The sequence below is a fragment of the Lactobacillus kullabergensis genome (genome assembly GCF_003151025.1).
GTDB classification, from domain to species: Bacteria; Bacillota; Bacilli; order Lactobacillales; family Lactobacillaceae; genus Lactobacillus; species Lactobacillus kullabergensis.
In genome coordinates, this window is the sequence record NZ_CP029477.1 from 729,713 (window position 1) to 750,543 (window position 20,831).

Here is a 20,831-nt window from a genome sequence, read left to right on the forward strand (position 1 = left end):
GTTATATGAGAAAAATTCTTTTTTTTGCGTAATTAATAATGGTAGCAAGATGAGGAGGTTTTTATGAAAATCAAAGAAGCTGTTAATTCTTTAATTGAAGATGCAATAAATAAGCATTCAAGTGACATTTTCTTTTTAATGCGGGGAGTTAACCTAGTTGTTAGATTTCGCACAATTATTGGTATAGAAAAGCAGGCTGAATATTCAATAAAAGAAGGCAAAGAAATGATCAATTTTTTAAAATTTGCTGCTCAAATGGATATAGCCGAACATCGCAGACCACAAGTAGGAGCATTCGAATATGATTTTAAGGGACAAATATATTACCTGCGGTTATCAAGTATTGGAGATTTCAATGATCATGAATCGTTGGTAATTAGAATTATTTATCAGATAAGTACGGGTAAATATTTTTTTGATGAACAAATTGAGAATCTGAAAACTTTGGCTCAAAGAAGAGGCTTAATAGTTACTAGTGGCCCTACAGGATCGGGCAAAACTACAACTATGTATAACTTGGCAAAAATGATAGGTCAAAATCAGATGGTTATGACAATTGAAGATCCTGTAGAAATACATGAAATAAGTTTTTTACAAACGCAGGTTAACATGACTGCGGAAATCACATATTCCAAGTTGCTTGAAGCAGCTTTACGTCATAGACCAGATATTCTAATAATCGGTGAAATTAGAAATGCAATAACTGCGAGGCTGGCAATAGATGCTGCTCTAAGTGGCCATCTTGTTTTTGCAACTGTTCATGCCAAAAGTACTTTGCAGACTATTTCGAGATTGGAAAGTCTAAATATTAATACGGCTGATCTTTATAACTGTTTGACCGCTGTTAGTTATCAACGCTTACTGCCAACTAATACGGGTTTTGCCTGCTTAATGGATATTGACAGTGGGCATCAATTACAGGCAGACATAAGCAAGCATAAACGATGTGATTATGTTAATTGGCACCAAAATTTGGTCAGACTAAAGGAAAGGAAAAGAATTAGTGAACAGGTCTTTGAACAATTTCAGGCAGGATAAGCTAACAAATAAAGAACGGATTGAATTTCTAGAATATTTACAAAATAGTTTATCAAATGGCTTTTCGTTAAATACCAGTTTAGAAATGATGCCAATAATATGGCCTAAAAGAAAGAACTTGTTTAATAGATTAAGTAAAAGCGTTCAGTCAGGAAAAAAACTAAGTTTCGAAATGCTTAATTTGGGCTTTTCCAAGACTATTGCTACTCAGATTGAGCTGTCAATGGTACAGGGAAACCTAATTGAATGTCTTACCCAAATTGCGACTCTAACTCGTTTGAAACATGAACAAATAAAAAAGTTAAAATCTGAAATGACATACCCTTTTATATTAGTGTTAATGATGATTTTTCTTTTATTGTTTATGCAGACTTTTGTATCTAATCAGTTTGCTGAATCTGGTGAACATACTGGAGACTGCCTGTTATTACTTTTATTAATTTTGAGTTTAGGCTTAGTTTATTTTATGAGCAGAATACTTCTGTTACTAAGAAAACAAGACTATCACTCTTTGAGTAGACTTAGTCACTTTCCAGTTGTTGGGCCATTGATCAAAATTTATGTGAAATATATTTTGATCTATGATACAGGACTACTACTTGCTAGTGGCTTTTCCTTGCAAAAGATTTGTGACTATTCAGCAATGCAAGTTAAGGGATCTTTACAGCAATATGTGGGCACAAAAGTTGGTAAACAGCTTGCTAAAGGAATGAGTCCGGAAGAGATCATTAAAAATGAACAATTTTTACCCAATGAAATTCTGTTGCTGTTAAAAGCTGGATCAAAAAGGGAAGACTTGAGTAAGAGATTTTTATTATTAGGACGATCTCTTTTTAATGACTTAGCACAAAAAATTGAAAAATTAATAGTAAATGTTCAACCTGTTTGTTTTATTTTAATCGGTTTATGCATTATTGGATTATATTTGAAGCTTTTATTGCCAATGTATGCAATGATGCAGGAAATATAGGAGAAAAAAGTGAAAAACATTTTGACAAAAATTAAATCTCAGAAGCACAAATTAAAAGGTTTTACTTTAATTGAGATGGTAGTAGTGGTTGCAATCATAGTAATGTTGCTTATAATCATTGCACCAAATTTAACAAAACAAAAAAATACTGCTAATGAAAGGACTAATGATGCTTTTAAAACAACCTTGCAAACTCAAGCTACACTTTATGAGGATGATAAAGACCGTAATGGTAAAGAAATTAACTTTCAAAATATGTTTGATGATGGCTACTTAACGAAGAAGCAATTCTCAAAGTCTAAAAACTATACTGTAAATGATGGTGTAGTTGAAAAAAATGCTAAATAAGTTCAAGTTGCAGGGTTTTACTCTAGTTGAAATGGTTGTTACCCTCACTATTATGCTTGGATTAGTGGGTCTAGGCACTATAAAAATAAATGAATATAGGGAAAAGCTGATATTGGAAAACACGGTCAAAGAGATTAAAAGCTCTATTGAACATGCAGCAAGAAGATCAGCTATACAAAACCGCACAAGTATAGTCAGATATTATCCTCCGTCAAAAAAATTGATAATTATTGGTGGAAAAAAGCCGCAGATAATAAAAATAAAACCACAAATAAGTATAAGTAACTTAAGATTATTAAAAATTTCAATTAGTGGTTCGTTACCACCTCACACAATTACTGTTACTAACCATCACTATACACGAAGAGTGAAGTTGCAAATGACTTGGGGACGAGCAATTGATGATAAATAGGAAAAAGAGCGGGTTCTTAATGGCAGAAAGCATGATTGGTTTGATGATCGCAACAGTCGGTGTCATAATGTTAGCTTTAACAGTCAGAGAAAGTAGAATAATTGAGCGTAAAGTAGAGCAAAAAACTGATCGCACATATGCTTGGAGTGTTTTGAAAAAGCATGGATTAAAAAGAATATTAATCCACGATCATATTTATGAGCTTAGTGGTAAAAATAGCATTTATGATAAAACAGAAGAAAAGATATACAAAATTAAAAACTAAAGGCTTTATTTTGGCAGAAGCTGTGTTTGCGGTCTTTATAACATTGATCGTAGTACTGATTCTACAGAATTTATTAAAAAGTCTTACTCTAGCAAATAAAGTTCAACATCGCACTGACGACATTGTATTTTCTTACGTGCAGCTAAACCGATTTATTAAAGAGAAACAGAATGTAAAAGCATTTACCTTACCAGAGAGATCTAATTCTGAAAAGGCTGTTTTTAAGAAAATTGATGCGCAAGGAAAAGATACAATATATCGTTTGACTCAATATAAAAATATGTTGCGCGTGACCACTCCCGAAGGCGGACATATGCCACTATTGTTAGATGTAAAAAGGTCTAGCTTTACAACCAATGATAGAATGCTGAAAATAGAAGTTACAGAAACAGACGGCAGAAAATCAGAATTATATTTTAAATTTAACTCAAGACCGACAAAAAATGAGAAAGAGAAGGTATTAAATGATCGAAAACAAAAGACTAAGATTAAAAGCTAATGCTTTTCTTAGCAGTATTTTGGTATTAATCACCTGCTTAGTTTTTATTCAATTTTATCTAGATGTTTATCAAGAAAGCATGGAAAATGATTTTTTATTAATTGAGTACTTAATTAATGATTGATTCTCTTGCTCTAATTACCTTTCTTCTATTAAAATATTTAAGAGATAAGGGGAATAAGCAATGGATAATATTGAAAAACTGTTTAATAATTTCTTGGACTGTGTTAAATGCTTGCAAGAGGCACTAAATGTCTCATTTGGTGAAGCTCTGACAGAAACTTTTGATAATCTCGAAAATAGTCAAATTAAGGTTGAACTGGGAGCTCCCGACAAAAAAAAGGTTCAAGAATTGAGTCAAAAATATGAAAAATTAGATTATAGCGGACTTTCTAATAAGCTAAAGCTGCAAATTTTTACTTATTTAACTTTAAAAGCAATTAATGAAGACGGGTTGGATGTTAATCAGATGCCGACGCCTCCTGCGATTTCAACAGTAATTGCAATGTTTATGTTAAAACTTTTACCAAAGGAAAGGTTGATAATTGCCGATCCTGCTATTGGAACTGGAAATTTATTGTTTTCTGTAGTCAATCAGTTGAAAAGTGCTAATCACTCAAAGTCTGATTTTGAACTCTATGGTATTGATAATGATGAAGAAATGTTGAGCTTTGCTGATATTGAAGCTCATTTGAGTGATATTGATATTGAAATGTTTTGTCAGGATGCTCTAACTCCCTGGATGTTTAAAAGCCCTGATGTTGTTGTAAGTGACTTACCAGTTGGTTATTATCCAATTGATAAAAACGCTAAAAATTTTGCTACCAAATCTGAGAATGGACATTCGCTTGCTCATCTTTTATTTATTGAACAGATCATTAAAAATCTTAAAGCCGGTGGTTATGCTTTCCTAATTGTGCCTCAAAATATTTTGTCTGGCAAGGGTGGTAGTGACTTTATGCCATGGCTAACTGATAAGGTTTTTCTGCGTGCAATAATTGAGTTACCGGACAGTGCCTTTCAAAATAAATTTAATCAAAAATCAATTATAGCCTTTCAAAATCATGGAAAAGATATCAGAAATAGTGAAGTTTTTCTCACAAAGTTAGACTCATTTAAAAGTGAGCAGGACCTAATAAAGCTTAATGTTAAACTAAATGAGTGGTATACTAAAAACATTGATTGATTTGTGAAATTTATAAAGTCATGTTTATGGAGGAATTAGATTTATGAAAAAAGTTTTAGCAATCAACTCAGGCAGTTCTTCATTTAAATATAAGTTGTTTGCTTTACCTGAAGAAAAGGTTTTAGCAAGCGGACTTGCTGACAGAGTTGGTATTGATGGCTCTTCCTTTGAAATTGAATTGGCTAATGGTGAAAAACACGCTGAGGATGTAGCAATTGCAGATCAGGAAACTGCTGTTAATTTGCTGCTTAAGGCTTTAAAAGAATACCATGTGATTAGCGATTTGAGTGAAATTGTAGGTGTTGGACATAGAATAGTTGCAGGGGGAGAAGACTTTAAAGATTCTGCTCTGATTGATAAGAAAAATCTACAAAAAATTTATGATTTAAAGGAATATGCACCACTTCATAATCCAGCTGAAGGTAAAGGAATTGAAGCCTTTATGAAATTGCTGCCTGGTGTTCCAGAAGTAGGTGTTTTTGATACTTCATTCCATCAAACTTTAGACCCAGTTCACTATATGTACTCAATTCCTTATCAGTATTATGAAAAATATGGTGTTCGTAAATATGGTGCACATGGGACATCGGTTCGTTACATTGTTGGTCGTGCTGCTCAAATGCTTGGTAAAGAAGCCAAAGATTTAAGATTGATTGTTTGTCACCTTGGCTCAGGAGCTTCAATTACTGCAGTTAAAGATGGTAAGTCTTTTGATACATCTATGGGCTTTACCCCATTGGCTGGTATCACTATGGGTACACGTTCAGGTGATGTTGACCCATCTGTCTTGCAATATATCATGAATAAAGACCATATTGATATCAATGAAATGATTGATATTTTGAATGATAAATCTGGCCTGTTGGGAATTTCTGAAATTTCTTCTGATATGCGTGATCTAGAGAATAATTCTGATAAAAAAGCTGATCTCGCTAGAGCTATTTTTGTAAATCGTGTTATCCAATATATTGGCTCCTATATGGTGGAAATGAAGGGCGCAGATGCAATTATTTTCACCGCTGGTGTAGGGGAGCATGATTCAGGTATTCGTGAGAACGTAATGAAATCTTTTGAATTCATTGGCTTAAAGCCAGATTTAGAAGCTAATAAATCCAATGGCGAGAAATTTATTACTAAACCAGATTCAAAGATCAAAGCTCTAATTATTCCGACTGATGAAGAATTAATGATTGAACGTGATGTTGTTCGATTAGCACATTTGAATTAATAAAAACAAAAAAATTATGAACCGTTAAGAAACTTTCTTAACGGTTTTCTTTTACTTTGAAAATGAGCTAATATGAGGTTGATTTGCTGATGTTAGAAGTGACTTAGTTATAGAATTTACATATTTTGAATTAACAGTTAACATAAATAAATGTTTAAAACCCTTTAGATATACAATTTTTTATTTTGAAAATTTCTGTATAATGAAAAGTAAGCTTGGAGGCCAGGCTATACAATAACTAACTATTGGAAAGAAACATAAATGATTAAATTAGTAGCTGTTGATGTTGATGATACTTTATTAAATAGTCAAGGTAAGATTCTAGAATCTTCTCGAGAAGCAATTACAAAAGCAATTAGCAAAAATGTTAAAGTAGTCTTATGTTCAGGAAGGCCCTATGCTGGAGTTAAAAAATTCATTGATGAATTGGCGTTGAATAACAATAATCAATATGTAATAACTTTTAATGGTGCCGTAATTGAAACAGGGTTGCACGTAAAATTACTTGAGAAATGTTTGTCTGCAAAAACTTATGAAGTAATTGACAAATTTAGTCAGAAAAACAAAGTTTTTTATAATATTGTGAATGCTGACAGTCAAATTATTACCAGCAATTTGAATGTGGGTAGAATAACAGTAACGCAGGCATGGGAAAAAATGCCGGATTATTGATTAGGAAACCACAAGATTTATCAAGTAATGAAACTGTTATCAAAGCCGTTTTTGGCGATGAAAAAGAAAAACTAGATAAAATTGAAGCTGAAGTTAAGCATGTTTTTGGTCAAGATAATTATGTTGTCAGAGCAGCCGTTAATTTTTTAGAAGTAATGCATGCCAATGTTAATAAAGGTATTGCATTACAGTACTTAGCACAAAAGTTAAATTACAAAACGGAAGAAATAATGGCAATTGGGGATGAACGAAATGATATACCAATGTTTCAAGTAGCTGGAACTTCAGTAGTCATGGATAATGGTTCTGCAGAAGCAAAAAACAAGCTGACTTTGAAACTGCATCGAATGATCAAGATGGTATAGCCTTGGATTTTGAAAAATTTGTTTTTTGATAAATAAGAAATGATTTTATAATATTAGGCAAGTTTGCTATATTATGCTATAATTATTTCTACCCAAAGCGGGGGTGTTTTGGGATTCGACAGGCGTAGATTCGCATTGACTGCGGTTCGTAGGTCACGTCTACGTAAAAACGTCACAGTTTTATAACTGCAAATAAAGAAAATTCTTACGCATTAGCTGCCTAATTTAGGCGCATGTGTTGCTTGTTTTCGGATCACTCACGTCTGAATTCAAGTATCAACTTAGTGAGTTACGTTTAACTACCTCATCTGAATAGTTAAAAAGAGTCATTCCAGGTTAGCTAGTCCATACTAGCCCTGTTATATGGCGTTTTGGACTAGTGAAGTTCAAATAATATAACTATGATCGTAGATGTCAGTGACGGAATGCGTTTGGACAGGGGTTCAATTCCCCTCACCTCCATATAATCTATGTTGTAAATGCTGACTTTACCGCATTTAAGCATAATGATGGATTAAAAATGGACTAAACGGTGCTTATCATTAGCATTGTTTAGTCCATTTTTTATTTATAGCGTATCAAGTATTTCTTCAATGCGGTTATCAGTTTTAGCTAAGTCACCTAGTTATTTTAAAACAATCGATTAGTAAACTATGTCTATAGGTAATGTTAATTTTTACTTTACTCATTTATTAAACTTCTTTAGTTTTGATGTGGTTGATATATTTTGCTCATATAGTTTTCTTTAAGAGACAATGTTGGATTATGAAGTTATTTAAAAATTCTTCATTTAACTAGCTAAAAAAAAAGTTTATGAAAAATCTTACCAGAAAGCGCAAATGAATATAAAAATCTAATATGAGAAATTTAAACAGAATAATAATATTCATTTGAAACAAGTTAAGAGCAATATTTCAAAGTATCTTTCATAATATTTATTCAAAGAATAGGGCGAGTGGTTTAATAAATCGGTCGTCTTTTTTAATCCCAGTAATTAGTTTTAAAAAATATGTTTGCATTTGTGGCATAAGTTGGGATATTTGAGTTAAATCGTTTGAATTAAAATCAGGGATAAAATCATCGTTTTCTAGGTTTTTAGTACCAATTGATTCTACTCGACCTAAAACAGTTAATTTTCGAGAAGATAAAGACATAATTTGCAATTGTGTTTTATTATATCTAAAGTTACTTTCGTCACCAATAACCAGAGAACTTTTCAATTTTAAAAATATAGTATTTGGATATAAATCTCTTAAAGCTGATAAAGAGTCCCTCAGAGTATATATGTCTTCTGCATCCCCAGACTTGTTCATTAGTTTAGGAAGAGCCTTATTAGCCCAAAACTCGTTCATTAATTCCAAATCTAGTAATGTGAAGTCTTGTGTTAATTTTACAAATGTTCCCTCTTCTTGTTTAGCATGATTTTTTAACAAATTTTCACTCTGTAATCCTTTTTCAACAACATCAACTGCATAATCACTGTATACAACATCAACAGCACTTTGGCTCATTTCGCTTTTTCCACTTAGTTTTTGTAAAGAGTTACCATGTTCATATCCTGCTTGTCCTTCAAGAAAAAATTTTGCGCCACCTTCAGCACGATAATTATTTTCCTTTCCAATCGTATTTTTAGACTCCGAAGTAGTTTGATTCACTTTCTTTATAACTGTTGGAATACCATCCTTTAATTGTGCTAATACTGAATTTAATTCTATATTATCAATATAGACGTATTCTCTAATGTGTTTTTTGCTCACTTTTTATTCCTCCTGAAAAAGCACCTTAGGGTAAGGTCATTTGAGTATTATACAAATAAAAACCACTAAACCATATTGTTATGTTAATTGCTAAAATTATGTTTACTACAAATAATGTATGCAACTTTTATGATCTGTATTTTATAGTTTTTACATTAATTATGTTTTACTTATATTTAAATTTACGAGGGAATATAAACAGAATTTATTCACCTTTAGTTCTCTTAATCTCAAATTTCACAAGAGTTACTCTGATTTCTTTTAATGTTGCTAAAGTAACTGATATAAACTGTTATTTTATCACTTAAACGTTAATTAACCAACATTTTGGACAACTTATGTATCTTTTTATGTACTGTAGCGATCTTACCTATCTAGCATTGTCTTACAGTATTTCTATTTTTGTGAATGGTATTCTTTTCACCTGCTTGTACTTGTTATTGTTCAAACACAGTTTAAAAATTTCAGTTGGAATTAATGTAAGCTACTTAGGAATTATATTGTTTTTTAAAAACAGTATAAAAGAATATGGAAGTTTTCCAAATGGTTAAATCCTCTTTGAAAAATTACAAATCATTAAAGAAATTTTCTAATACCAATATTATTTATTATTACGATTGTTTCGACATTCTAAATCCAAAGACGAAAATAAAATCCTTAGTTTTAGTATCAAAAAAGCAGATTTACACAAAGACTAATAAAAGGTGATGAATAAGTCAATTACCTATATACTATGAATATAAAGAATTTCACGCAGGAGACACATAAGCTGGATTTGATTTATAACAAATTAAATGATTGCTTTAATAAAATTTCTACCAAAGTTTGTCAATTTAATAATACCATTTACAATACTAATATCTTTTTCTATATTTCTATTTTCTGATTTTAAAGGGTAATCTGAACATTTTATTTCTTTATAAAATTTTTGAAGATGCTCTTCTGGAATTTCAAAGTTATCCTTTAATTCTATTATTCCTAACGCCTTTAAAGTATCGAGCCCGGCTTCATTAATAATTACATCTTTTTTAGAGTAATTAATACCTATGTAATGGTCAAATATAGGATATTCATTTTTCGCTCCTGTATTTATCGTATAAATAAAGGTAGGTATTGGTAGTTCAGTATTAAAAGATAATTTTTTCAATAAAATTGCATCTGATGGACTTAACTGACGTAAAATTGAAGAAAATCTTGGTGATTGATTTTTGTTATGCCTATTGTCTATAGAAGATGCAATTAATTTTGCAAACATATCTCTTAGATTAGTATCACTTATTTGATATTTTGAGTCATAAATAGCTTGTAGAGCTAAATTTAATTTAGAAGAATCCTTATTTTTTCTGGTATTTTATTTATATTGTTGATAATTGATTGCCTAGATTTTCTTATGTATCCATTGGTCGAAGTTGTTCCGATGTTTATTGCGGCTAATATTAATTCTGTAAGACCGCCTATAGTATCTCCAATATTTTTGGCTGTGGGATACAGCAAGTTTTCTTTTGTGCTTTGAAGTATTTTATTATAAATATAATTTAGATCCATGTAATTCTCCAAAATAAAGCAAATACTATATATATTCAGTATAGTAGCATATTTTAGCATAGATATACAAAATATTGAAATACTAAAAAAATAACTACAGAATCAAGGAGATATCCTATTGAGTTTTAGAGTTTTGAGTAAAAATTTGTATATAGTACTGATGCAACTTAGTATTAGTTTATATTTCGCCAACTTATCTGCGGTATAATAAATTTTATTAGGTATTAGTGGATATAGAAAAAGAATTGACAATGAAAAATTTAACACAAAAAAATAAACTACTTTTAGGCTATGCCATTTCAGGACTGGGTGATCAATTTTACACTTTTGCAATTCCACTGCTGATGCTGTCTAGAACTCATTCATCAGTCATAATGGGACTTTTAACCGCAGTTGAATATCTGCCGACAGCATTGTTTGGACTAACAATTGGACCCATTTTTGATATATATTCTCGTAAGAAAATCATGCTCTTTTCTTTAATAATGCAAATGGTGCTAATTATAATTGCACCATTTTTGGTTATTAAAAATATTTTATTATATTGGCTTTTATTGGTAGTCTTTATACTTGGTACATTTGATTTAATTACTTGGACCGGATATCAAATTTTCATAGCCGAGTCGGTTAAAAAAGAAGAACTTTCAACTGTTTCAGGACAAATGGGATTAATTTCATCGATTCAAAAAACTTTTGGTCCAGGTATTGCAGCTGTCATTATTAATTTAATTGATTACGTAGGTGGTTTTTTGCTAGATGCCTTAAGTTTTGGCTACTTAACCTATGTCATTAAAGATTATGAACCGTTGTATAAAGAAAATAAGTCAGTGAAAGAAGAAAAGTCTTTTAATAAAAGCGCAAAAGAGGGAATCACATTTTTATTTGCACATCATGATATTAAATGGCTGATCGTAAGTTTTTTTGTGGCAAACATTGGCTTTCAAGCAGTTGTTCCCATGCTTACTTTTTTGTTAAAACAAGAAATGAATGTTTCTGTTAATTTGGTCAGTATCTTTTTCACGGTAGCAGCGATTGCAAGTATTCTAGGCAATTTTAGTTATTTACGTATTAATAAAAACATGAGACTTGGTACGCAAATGATTCTGATTGCCTTGTTAATAATGGTAGGTTTCCTAATTATGCTTGATGTCCAGTCATTTATTTGGGTCACTTTTGGTTACGCAATGGTTTCGTTTGGTAGCGTCTGGTCGCAAGCCAACTTCTTTACTGTTATTCAAGCAGAAACTCCATCTAAATTTAAAGGAACAATAACTTCGATTTCAACTTCGTTAACCAGGATTATAGGGCCAATTATGTCATTAATTAGTGGTTTTCTAATCAAAGCAGAAGTCCATTCAATATTTATTGTTGCCGCTATCTGTATGTTTTTTTCAATGCTTATAACTGTAGTTACTGGTTTAGGTAAATTGGGAAAACTGGAAAAACTGGACTAATTATAGAAAGCAGTTTAATATCTATTTTTTAGCCAGGGAACGATCTAATATATTAAAAATAGCCGGATTTTTATATATCGCAACAACGTCGTATTTTAATTTAGGCAAGTTTGGCAAAAAAGTAACATGATTATCATATATTTTCGGCAGTGGCAGCTCTTCCGGATATATAGCCATTCCATAATTTAAAACAACGTTTGATAAAGCAGCGTCAAAGCTATCTAAATAATTAATTTGTTCATAACTAATATTCATTTTTTCCAGAATATTTTTAATTTTTGTTTGTACATCATTATTATCAGTAGCAGTCCATTTTTGTAAGAAAAGGGGCTGCTTTTTTATAACTTCCTTTTTGAGTCTTCCTTTTTGATCAATAGCCTTTTGATTCAATAAAATGCCAAAATTGGCTGTTCCGATTTTTCTAACATGGATATTTTTAATTTTACTAACGGCAGTGGAAAACCCGATCAATACGTCATAATCTCCTGCATCGAGTTTAGGTATGCTGGTGGCAAAGTTTTCAGTGTCAAGCTGTAATAGTAAACCTGGATTGTTTTTAGCAAGAGACTGAGCCAATTGAACTGCCCAATAATTGAAGGCGTGCAAATAATGAATTCTTATTGTTTGAAAGGAATTGTTTAATTGGCTGATTTTTTCGCTAAACTCATAATATTTGTTTAGTACAGGCACTGCACAATGGTACAAATTAATTCCGGCTAAAGTAACTTTAAAATGAGAAGTTGACCTATCAATAAGTTGAACACCCAGGTCTTTCTCTAAATTTTTTATTGCATTGCTAATTGCTGTTTGGGAGACAAAATTTCTTTTGGCAGCAGGGGTAAATCCTTGAGTTTCAACGACGTCAATAAAGTACTTATATGTTAATAAACTATATTTCATCACACTTTGTCCTTTTACTTATAACTTTAACTAATAAGTTATTATCATTATATGTTAGCGCTTTCCAAAAAGCGAGGGTAAAATTGAATTGTAACGACAGTTACCTTTACAAAATTAGTTTTAATACTAAAAAGGAGAAAGTATAATGGCTGAAAAATATATTTTAGCGATTGATGAAGGTACTACTAGTACAAGGGCAATTATTTTGGACCATTCTGGTAAAAAAGTAATTGACTCACGGAAAGAGTTTAACCAATATTTTCCTAAGCCTGGCTGGGTAGAACATGATGCCAATGAAATTTGGAATTCAGTTTTATCTACAATTGCCAATTCATTTATTAACTCAGGGATAAAACCCAACCAGATTGCAGCTATCGGTATCACAAATCAGCGTGAAACGACCGTTATCTGGGATAAGAAGACCGGCTTGCCGATTTACCATGCTATTGTCTGGCAATCGCGTCAGACTTCGGATATTGCCGATAAAATTATTGCTGATGGCTATTCAGACATGATTCATGAAAAAACTGGCTTAATTCCTGATGCCTACTTTTCAGCAACCAAAATTCGCTGGATTCTTGATCATGTTCCTGGTGCGCAGGAACGCGCAGAAAACGGTGAATTATTATTTGGTACTATTGATTCATGGTTAGTTTGGAAGTTAACTGGTGGCAAAGTCCATGTCACTGATTACACTAATGCCAGCCGGACAATGTTATTTAACATTACCAAACTGGATTGGGATGATGAAATTCTCAAGTTATTGAACATTCCAAGAAAAATTTTGCCGGAAATTCGTTCTAACTCCGAAATATACGGTACTACGGCTGAATTTCACTTTTATGGTAGTCAAGTACCAATTGCCGGCATGGCAGGTGACCAGCAGTCAGCTTTGTTTGGGCAGTTAGCATTTGAGCCGGGAATGGTTAAAAACACCTATGGCACCGGTGCATTCACCGTTATGAATACTGGCGAAAAACCTAAATTTTCAGCTAATAATTTGTTAACTACTGTGGCTTATGGCATAAATGGCAAAGTAAATTATGCTTTGGAAGGTAGTATTTACGTAGCTGGTTCAGCTATTCAGTGGCTGCGTGATCAACTGGGCATTATTGATGACGCTCCTCAATCAGAAGAAGCTGCCAAGCGCTCAAAAGATAATAATGAAGTTTTCGTTGTTCCTGCTTTTACCGGTCTAGGTGCTCCGTACTGGGATTCTAATGTCCGAGGAGCTGTTTTTGGTCTGACTCGGGGAACAACCAGTGATGACTTTACAAAAGCCACACTACAGTCTCTAGCTTATGAAAGTCGGGACGTTATTGACACGATGCACGAAGATACCAAAATTCAAATTCCAAAATTAAAGGTTGATGGTGGTGCTGCTAATAATGACTATTTAATGCAGTTCCAAGCTGATATCTTGGGTATCGAAATTGAGCGTGCTGCCAACCTCGAGACAACGGCATTAGGTGCAGCTTTTCTTGCTGGTTTAGCTATTGGCTTTTGGAAGGATTTTGATGAAATCAAGAAAATTCAAAAAGTAGGTAAAACCTTTAAACCGCAAATGAGCAGTGCAGAAAGAGATCACCTTTATGAAGGCTGGAAATCAGCTGTTAAAGCTGCTCAGAGCTTTTCATATAAGCCATACCAGAAAAACAATTAGAAATTTTTATTAAAAAGAAAGAGGCCAAATCATGGCGTTTTCAATTGAAACCAGAAAAGAAGAAATTGAACGTTTAAAAAATGAAAAATTAGATTTGCTGGTTATCGGAGGCGGCATTACCGGAGCAGGCGTTGCTCTTCAGGCCAGTGCAGCCAAAATGAAGACAGGCTTGATTGATATGCAAGACTTTGGTGGAGGCACTTCATCAAGGTCTACCAGACTTGTACATGGTGGTATTCGCTATCTGAAGACTTTTGATGTCCAAGTCGTTTCTGATACAGTCAAGGAACGTGCTGTTATCCAGCATATCGCTCCACATATGACCCAACCCGATCCTATGATTTTGCCAATTTATGACGAACCAGGGACAACGTTTACTATGTTCTCGGTAAAAGTAGCAATGGATCTTTATGATCATTTAGCAGGTATCGAAGGAGATTCACCTTTAATTAAATATGCCAACTACATGATGGATAAGGAAGAAACCTTAAAACGAGAACCACAATTAAATAGTGAGAATCTGCAGGGTGCAGGTGTTTACTTGGATTATCAAAATAACGATTCCCGCTTGGTAGTAGAAAATGTTAAAAAGGCTCATGAATTAGGGTGTCTAGCTGTTAGTCGCCTGAAGAGCATCGAAATTTTACATAATGATCAAAAACAAGTTAATGGTGTTCGCGTTCATGACAATTTAACAGGCGAAGAATTTGATATTCATGCTGATGTTGTTATTAACACTTCTGGGCCTTGGTCAGATTTGGTAAGACAAGAAGATAAAGAAGTTTACAAAAAACCGCGTTTGCGTCCTACAAAAGGTGTCCACTTGGTAGTTGACCAATCCCGCTTGACTGTGCCACAGCCAACATATTTTGGTTCGGGTACGGCTGATGGCCGAATGATTTTCACTATCCCTCGGGAAGGTAAAACCTATTTCGGCACAACGGATACTGACTTTACCGGTGATTATGCTCATCCTACTGTTGAACAAAGCGATGTAGATTACTTGTTAAATATTATCAATAAAAAGTATCCTGCTGCTCATTTAACAATTAATGATATCGAAGCTAGCTGGGCTGGTGTACGTCCTTTAATCGAAGTAGAAGTTGAAGGTAACGAAGCTGCAGATGCAGCAACTGGTGCCAGCGTTTCTGACAGTACTTCAGCGCCATCTGCCGTATCACGTGGTAGTTCGTTAACTGAAGCAGAAGATGGGTTGATCACTTTGGCCGGCGGTAAGTTGACAGATTACCGGATCATGGCTAATGGTGCAATGAAGAAAATCCAGCAAAAATTTCATGACGAGTTTTCTAAAAACTTTACCTTGCAAGATTCAGCTGAAATTAAAGTTGCTGGTGGCGATTTCGATTCTGACAATGCAGAAGCAGAACTTGCTCGCATTGCTAAAGATGGTGTGGCTGCCGGTCTTGCAGCTGATGATGCAAAAGAGATTGCAAACTTATTTGGTTCTCAGGCGGAGCAAATTTATGATTATGCGCAAACAATCAAACCAGAAAAAGGATTGAGTATTGGTGAAACTGCAGCTCTTGATTACTCTCTTGCAGAGGAAATGACATTAACACCAGTTGACTACCTATTAAGACGTACTTATCATATTTTATTCAAGAGCGATACATTAGACCAGGTAAAGAATGGCGTGATTAAACACATGTCTGATTATTATGGCTGGGATAAAGCCCAAAGAGAACAATATGAAAACGAGTTGAAACATGAGATTGCGGAATCAAGACTGGAGGGATTAAAAAGCAAAAGACAGTAGAAGAAAACAATAAAAATAGTAGTAAATTATTCCCCATTTAAAAACCTGTCAAAACAATATGACAGGTTTTTTCTTTGGTATTTTTGAAACGTTATATTAAAATAAACGAAATTATTTATTATAAATATTTTATTATGGAATCAGCTTTTAAAATAATAACATTTGTTTTCATATTTGAAAAAATAGTTTTAAATTTATAGTTTAAAAGATTAAACTAATAGTGAGGTGATCATAATGGAGCCATTTTTTCTTACCCCATATTTTAGACCTAAAATTTGGGGTGGACGAAAATTAAAAACTATTTTTAATTACGATATACCTGACGGTAAAGTTGGTGAAGCTTGGGTTATTTCCGGATATAAGGATGACGCTTCAACTATTACAAACGGTGACTTTAAAGGACAGAGTTTACGTAAAGTATATTATGAAAATCCGGAACTATTTGGTAACCCCAAGAGTAAGGAGTTTCCGCTCCTCGTTAAGTTTTTGGATGCCAATGATAATTTATCTGTACAAGTTCATCCAAATGATGAATATGCTCGCAAAGTAGAAAATGACAGTGGAAAAACAGAAAGCTGGTATGTTTTACAAGCAGATCCAGGATCATATCTAATATATGGTCATACTGCTAAAACACGTTCAGAACTTGCTGAAATGATTCACAAGGGCGAGTGGGACAAATTATTGCGCAAGGTTCCTGTTAAAGCTGGTGACTTTTTCTATGTTCCTTCAGGAACGATTCACGCACTGACTAAAGGAATCCTAGTCATTGAAACGCAGCAATCAAGTGATGTTACATACCGTTTATATGATTATGATCGTGTAGATCAGAAAACTGGTAAAAAAAGAGAGCTGCATACCCAGAAGTCTATTGACGTAACTCAGGTACCTCATGTTGACCCTAAACTTAAAATAACAACTAGCAAAAAGCAAGATACCATCATTAAGACCTTGGTGCAGCCACCACTGTCTCCTCATTTTTACCTGTGGCAAATAGATTTAAATGGTCAGTGGAATACTGGCTTAAATGGGCATCCTTTCTTATTAGTAACAATTATTAATGGTTCAGGTACAATTGAGTGTGAAAACAAGACTTTTAATTTATCTATTGGTACAAATATGATAATTCCGAATAATATTAAGGAATTTAAATTTTTAGGTAATATGAAAATGGTTATTTCTACTCCTGGCAATCAGGATTAATTCTTAAGTCTTAAGATGGAAAGGAAAAGAGAATGATTTATATTGCGTGCGGTTCGATTATTATGGTAGTTGGACTGTTATGGCTGATATCGCCTCCCAAAAGACCACGTCCATTTTATAGTTATTATTCGTACTTGGCCCAAGTTAATAAAGCTAGTTTCAAATTTGCTCAGCACAAGGCAAGTTACTATTTTATTATATTTGGTTTAATCCAATTAGTATTAGGGATTGGAATCCATTTGCTTAAATGGGATCGATATTTTTTACTTTGGCTGCTGACATTTTATCTTTTCATTATCTTTCCAATCATGGCTACGGAAAAAAGTTTAAAAAGCTTTTTGCAAAAACGCCATGAATTGCCAGCAGATTACGTAGACCCTGACAAAGTAAAAAAGGAGAGAACAAAAGGATTTAGGGACCGAAAATGAAATTGAAAATTTTAATGGTCGAGGATGATCAGTCGGTTGCAGAAATGATGGAAATGTTCTTTGAAAAAGAAGGATGGACCACTGAAATTGCGACTGATGGAGAACAAGCCGTTAAAATGTTTGCAAAAAATCCAGATCAATATGATTTAATAACATTAGATCTTAACTTGCCGAAAAAAGATGGCATAGAAGTTGCTAAAGAAGTTTGTGCAATTTCACCATCCATACCAATTATCATGCTGACTGCTCGTAGTAGTGAAGAAGAACAGATTCAAGGATTTAATGCTGGTGCTGACGACTATGTATCCAAACCATTCAGTCCTCTGGCTTTAATAGCTCGCATCAAGGCTTTGCAAAGAAGAATTAGAATTGAGGATAAGCAGGAACAAACAAAATCAGCAGAGAATACTGAAAAATTTGATGTCGAAACTGATCACATAAAAATTTCTAAAAGCCGGCGTGAGGTGCTTTATGATGGTCAATATGTTGAAAATATTACACCTAAAGAGTTTGATTTACTCTATACCATGGCACAGAAGCCCAAACAAGTATTTTCTCGTGAACAATTGTTAGAGTCTGTCTGGGGTTATGATTATTATGGTGAAGATCGCACCGTGGATGCACATATTAAAAAATTGCGCCAAAAATTGGAAAAAGTAGGTGCAAATGTTATCCAAACCGTTTGGGGCGTCGGCTATAAGTTTGATGATTCGTAGGTTTTAACATGAAGTTAATTTATCAGCATATGCTTAGTTTTTTACTAATCATTCTTACTACGGTATCAATAATCGGTTTTTCTGAAATAAATAATGCAACTAAACAATCATATGAATATAATTATCAGAGAATGGAAGATTTTGCTTCAGCTTTAGGCACACTAGCCGTAAGCGATGAAAAAAAGGGCTCGGCCATGTTAAACCCCAAATTTTTGCATAAATTAGAATTCGTCCTCCATAGTGATAGGGTGTATCTTAGTGTTTTTGATAAGCAAGGTGCTCAGATTTATCCTAAGAAAAATGACGACATCCACCTAACTTCAAAGAGGGTTCTGCAATTAAAGCAGGGAAAGAAGCTTCACATCAAAAATAATAATGAAGCACTTTCCAGCTTGGGGCATAAAAAGAATGCCTGTACTGGCGTTCTTTTACCGTGGAAAGACAAAGGCAAATTTATTGGGGCAATTTGGTTAGGAGTCCGGGTGGCCAAGGTTGAAAGACCGGTGACAATAGCCAAGCAAAATTTGTTTAGTGCTCTTGTCTCGGCAATAATTGTGGGCTTGATGCTTAGCTTTATTCTTTCTTTTTATGCAACTGACAGAATAAAAAAGCTATCACTTGCCACTAAAAAAGTTGCTGCTGGTGATTTTGATGTCCAAACAAACTATAGCGGAAATGATGAGATAACTCAGCTTGCTGATAACTTCAATCAAATGGTTCGCGCTTTAAAAAAATCAAATCAAGAGCTTAAGGAGCAAGAAAAAAGGCGTGATCAATTTATGGCTGATGCGGCTCATGAAATGCGAACCCCTCTGACTACTATTAATGGTATTTTAGAGGGCTTGCAATATGATGCCATTCCTGATAAAGCAAAGCCTAAATCTATTGCCTTAATGAATAGGGAAACTAAGCGTCTGATCAGGTTAGTTAACGAAAATTTGGATTATGAAAAAATTCGTAATAATCAAATAAACCTAGTTAAAACCACTTTTAATGCTAGAAAAACACTCGATGATGTGACAATGCAGCTTAAACAAAATGCTGCCAAGGTTAATGACACAATAATTGTCAATGCACCAAGAGATTTGCCTATCTATGCTGATAAAGATCGTTTTACTCAAATAATGGTTAATTTGGTTCAGAATGCAATTCAGTTTACTTCTGATGGCGAAATTCAAATAAGTGGCTACCGCGTTGCTCATGCAACAACTATTGTTGTTGAGGATAATGGTATTGGGATGAATCAACAACAAATTAAATATGTTTTTGAAAGATATTTTAAAGCTGATCCTTCTCGTAGCCGCTCTGGCAAAGGAGAGTATGGCTTAGGCTTGTCAATAGTTTCTTCTTTGATCAAACAACATGGTGGCAAAATAAGTGTGCAGTCAGAAATAAATCAGGGGGCTGAATTTACAATTATTTTATTTGATCGTGGATATGAACAATACCTTGAAAATTAAAAAAATCATTTCCAAGTTCGGAAATGATTTTTTGGTTTTCAGAGTTTATTCGTTATCTTTTGTTGCCTCATGCCAGATCTTTGCAGTCGCAGGAATGCTTCCCAAATTCGTAAGGTCGTCTTTATTAACTACAATTAGATTGTTAGGTCCCTTAGCTAAATTATTGAAACTGTCCAAACTCTGATTTTTAAAGTAGCCGTCACTTGCTTTAGCCAGACTGGCTTGCAATTGATCTATCCGATATGCTTCAGCTTCAGCTTCTGTTTTGACAGCTTCAGCTTTAGCCTTAGCCGTTGCAATTAAAGCATCATTTTTAGCCTTTGTAGTCAGTTCAATATTTTTAGCTTCACCTTCAGCTTTTTCAATAGCAGCTATTTTTTCACGATCGGCAGTTAGCTGTTTGTCCATGGCCTTTTGAATTTCGGTGCTAGGTAAAAGTTCATCAATGTTGACTCTGACTACACGAATGCCATAAATGTCCGTTAAATCACCAATAGCATCTGAGAGCTGACTGTTAATACTACTTGTTGAACCTAAAGCATCATTTAGATCCATCCGTCCAATAATGTCCCTTAAATGGCCACGGATGAGTTCAACCATTGATTTAACTGAATCTGTATTATTGTAAAAATACTTATATGAATCAGTTACTAAGTAATTTAAGGTTAAGCTGGTAGTAATTTCTGCATTGTCTTTAGTAATAATTGAATATTTCGAAATTTCTGCCGGAAACATTGCCAGGGAAACTTTGCGCAATCTCTGTATTACCGGAATGATTAGTACTAAACCAGCTTTTACGGTTCTGGAATATTTGCCTAATGTTTCTATTAAACCTTCATTGTTTTGCGGGACAACACGGCACATAGAGCATAATAAAAGCAAAATCAGCACGACAATTATGATAAATTTCATTTTAACCTCCAAATTAAAAAATTATGATTATTT

At 33.5% G+C, this 20,831-nt stretch carries 22 protein-coding genes and 1 other RNA gene; 18 read left to right on the forward strand and 5 right to left on the reverse strand.

The features are described 5' to 3' along the window. Window positions 1-63: 63 nt before the first annotated feature. The 11 genes from comGA to ssrA all read left to right on the forward strand — a co-directional run bounded on the left by comGA (window position 64) and on the right by ssrA (window position 7,448). Complete coding sequence (comGA, locus tag DKL58_RS03650; protein WP_045927861.1) at window positions 64-1,038, forward strand: competence type IV pilus ATPase ComGA; 975 nt, start codon at window positions 64-66, stop codon at window positions 1,036-1,038. Further along, the gene (locus tag DKL58_RS03655; RefSeq protein WP_109586135.1) at window positions 1,004-2,008 is read left to right on the forward strand and encodes a type II secretion system F family protein; all 1,005 of its coding nucleotides are present in this window, start codon (window positions 1,004-1,006) and stop codon (window positions 2,006-2,008) included. Before comGA ends, DKL58_RS03655 begins: the two co-directional genes overlap by 35 nt. A gap of 9 nt (window positions 2,009-2,017) precedes the next feature. Then, window positions 2,018-2,356, forward strand: coding sequence for a competence type IV pilus major pilin ComGC (comGC, locus tag DKL58_RS03660; RefSeq protein WP_239386430.1), 339 nt, complete (start codon window positions 2,018-2,020; stop codon window positions 2,354-2,356). Continuing rightward, on the forward strand, window positions 2,346-2,768 hold the full coding sequence (locus DKL58_RS03665) for a pilus assembly FimT family protein (RefSeq protein ID WP_162542325.1): 423 nt from the start codon (window positions 2,346-2,348) through the stop codon (window positions 2,766-2,768). Before comGC ends, DKL58_RS03665 begins: the two co-directional genes overlap by 11 nt. Before the next feature lie 19 nt (window positions 2,769-2,787). Beyond that, a complete protein-coding gene (locus DKL58_RS03670) occupies window positions 2,788-3,033 on the forward strand; it encodes a hypothetical protein (RefSeq protein ID WP_109586137.1) in 246 nt (81 codons plus the stop codon). A 10-nt stretch (window positions 3,034-3,043) separates the two neighbouring features. Beyond that, window positions 3,044-3,532 carry a ComGF family competence protein gene (locus DKL58_RS03675; RefSeq protein WP_158595194.1) on the forward strand — a complete coding sequence of 163 codons (489 nt, stop codon included), beginning with the start codon at window positions 3,044-3,046 and terminating at the stop codon, window positions 3,530-3,532. Between the two features lie 184 nt (window positions 3,533-3,716). Continuing rightward, window positions 3,717-4,718 (forward strand): class I SAM-dependent methyltransferase, encoded by a 1,002-nt coding sequence (locus DKL58_RS03680; RefSeq protein WP_109586139.1) that lies wholly within the window; start codon window positions 3,717-3,719, stop codon window positions 4,716-4,718. Between the two features lie 43 nt (window positions 4,719-4,761). Further along, complete coding sequence (locus DKL58_RS03685) at window positions 4,762-5,946, forward strand: acetate/propionate family kinase (RefSeq protein ID WP_109586140.1); 1,185 nt, start codon at window positions 4,762-4,764, stop codon at window positions 5,944-5,946. Window positions 5,947-6,207: 261 nt separating this feature from the next. Next, window positions 6,208-6,618 carry an HAD-IIB family hydrolase gene (locus DKL58_RS09680; RefSeq protein ID WP_338034162.1) on the forward strand — a complete coding sequence of 137 codons (411 nt, stop codon included), beginning with the start codon at window positions 6,208-6,210 and terminating at the stop codon, window positions 6,616-6,618. Beyond that, entirely contained in the window at window positions 6,615-6,983 is a 369-nt protein-coding gene (locus tag DKL58_RS09685; RefSeq protein WP_338034163.1) for an HAD-IIB family hydrolase, read from the forward strand. The genes DKL58_RS09680 and DKL58_RS09685 overlap by 4 nt, the downstream gene beginning before the upstream one ends. A gap of 99 nt (window positions 6,984-7,082) precedes the next feature. Next, window positions 7,083-7,448: a transfer-messenger RNA gene (gene ssrA / locus DKL58_RS03695) on the forward strand. A gap of 470 nt (window positions 7,449-7,918) precedes the next feature. On the opposite strand, the gene DKL58_RS03700 is transcribed toward ssrA, so the two are convergent. The 3 genes from DKL58_RS03700 to DKL58_RS03710 form a co-directional block, all read right to left on the reverse strand. Beyond that, the gene (locus DKL58_RS03700; RefSeq protein WP_109586141.1) at window positions 7,919-8,740 is read right to left on the reverse strand and encodes a DUF6414 family protein; all 822 of its coding nucleotides are present in this window, start codon (window positions 8,738-8,740) and stop codon (window positions 7,919-7,921) included. 790 nt (window positions 8,741-9,530) lie between these two features. Continuing rightward, window positions 9,531-10,040 (reverse strand): Abi-alpha family protein, encoded by a 510-nt coding sequence (locus DKL58_RS03705; protein WP_109586142.1) that lies wholly within the window; start codon window positions 10,038-10,040, stop codon window positions 9,531-9,533. 17 nt (window positions 10,041-10,057) lie between these two features. Beyond that, window positions 10,058-10,285, reverse strand: a complete 228-nt coding sequence (locus DKL58_RS03710; protein ID WP_109586143.1) for a hypothetical protein — start codon at window positions 10,283-10,285, stop codon at window positions 10,058-10,060. 251 nt (window positions 10,286-10,536) lie between these two features. On the opposite strand from DKL58_RS03710, the gene DKL58_RS03715 reads away from it, so the two are divergent. After that, window positions 10,537-11,739, forward strand: coding sequence for an MFS transporter (locus DKL58_RS03715; RefSeq protein WP_109586144.1), 1,203 nt, complete (start codon window positions 10,537-10,539; stop codon window positions 11,737-11,739). 21 nt (window positions 11,740-11,760) lie between these two features. Here DKL58_RS03715 and DKL58_RS03720 read toward each other — a convergent pair whose 3' ends face one another. Next, window positions 11,761-12,639, reverse strand: a complete 879-nt coding sequence (locus DKL58_RS03720; protein WP_109586145.1) for a LysR family transcriptional regulator — start codon at window positions 12,637-12,639, stop codon at window positions 11,761-11,763. Window positions 12,640-12,784: 145 nt separating this feature from the next. On the opposite strand from DKL58_RS03720, the gene glpK reads away from it, so the two are divergent. The 6 genes from glpK to DKL58_RS03750 all read left to right on the forward strand — a co-directional run bounded on the left by glpK (window position 12,785) and on the right by DKL58_RS03750 (window position 19,886). Beyond that, on the forward strand, window positions 12,785-14,302 hold the full coding sequence (glpK, locus tag DKL58_RS03725) for a glycerol kinase GlpK (RefSeq protein ID WP_109586146.1): 1,518 nt from the start codon (window positions 12,785-12,787) through the stop codon (window positions 14,300-14,302). 31 nt (window positions 14,303-14,333) lie between these two features. Beyond that, window positions 14,334-16,079, forward strand: a complete 1,746-nt coding sequence (locus tag DKL58_RS03730) for an FAD-dependent oxidoreductase (protein WP_109586147.1) — start codon at window positions 14,334-14,336, stop codon at window positions 16,077-16,079. A 234-nt stretch (window positions 16,080-16,313) separates the two neighbouring features. Then, window positions 16,314-17,282, forward strand: coding sequence for a mannose-6-phosphate isomerase, class I (gene manA / locus DKL58_RS03735; protein ID WP_109586148.1), 969 nt, complete (start codon window positions 16,314-16,316; stop codon window positions 17,280-17,282). Between the two features lie 32 nt (window positions 17,283-17,314). Then, window positions 17,315-17,710 (forward strand): SdpI family protein, encoded by a 396-nt coding sequence (locus DKL58_RS03740; protein ID WP_109586149.1) that lies wholly within the window; start codon window positions 17,315-17,317, stop codon window positions 17,708-17,710. Further along, on the forward strand, window positions 17,707-18,426 hold the full coding sequence (locus tag DKL58_RS03745) for a response regulator transcription factor (protein WP_034977691.1): 720 nt from the start codon (window positions 17,707-17,709) through the stop codon (window positions 18,424-18,426). The genes DKL58_RS03740 and DKL58_RS03745 overlap by 4 nt, the downstream gene beginning before the upstream one ends. 8 nt (window positions 18,427-18,434) lie before the next feature. Then, window positions 18,435-19,886 (forward strand): sensor histidine kinase, encoded by a 1,452-nt coding sequence (locus DKL58_RS03750; RefSeq protein ID WP_109586150.1) that lies wholly within the window; start codon window positions 18,435-18,437, stop codon window positions 19,884-19,886. A gap of 45 nt (window positions 19,887-19,931) precedes the next feature. Here DKL58_RS03750 and DKL58_RS03755 read toward each other — a convergent pair whose 3' ends face one another. Further along, entirely contained in the window at window positions 19,932-20,798 is an 867-nt protein-coding gene (locus tag DKL58_RS03755; RefSeq protein ID WP_109586151.1) for an SPFH domain-containing protein, read from the reverse strand. Window positions 20,799-20,831 lie beyond the last annotated feature (33 nt).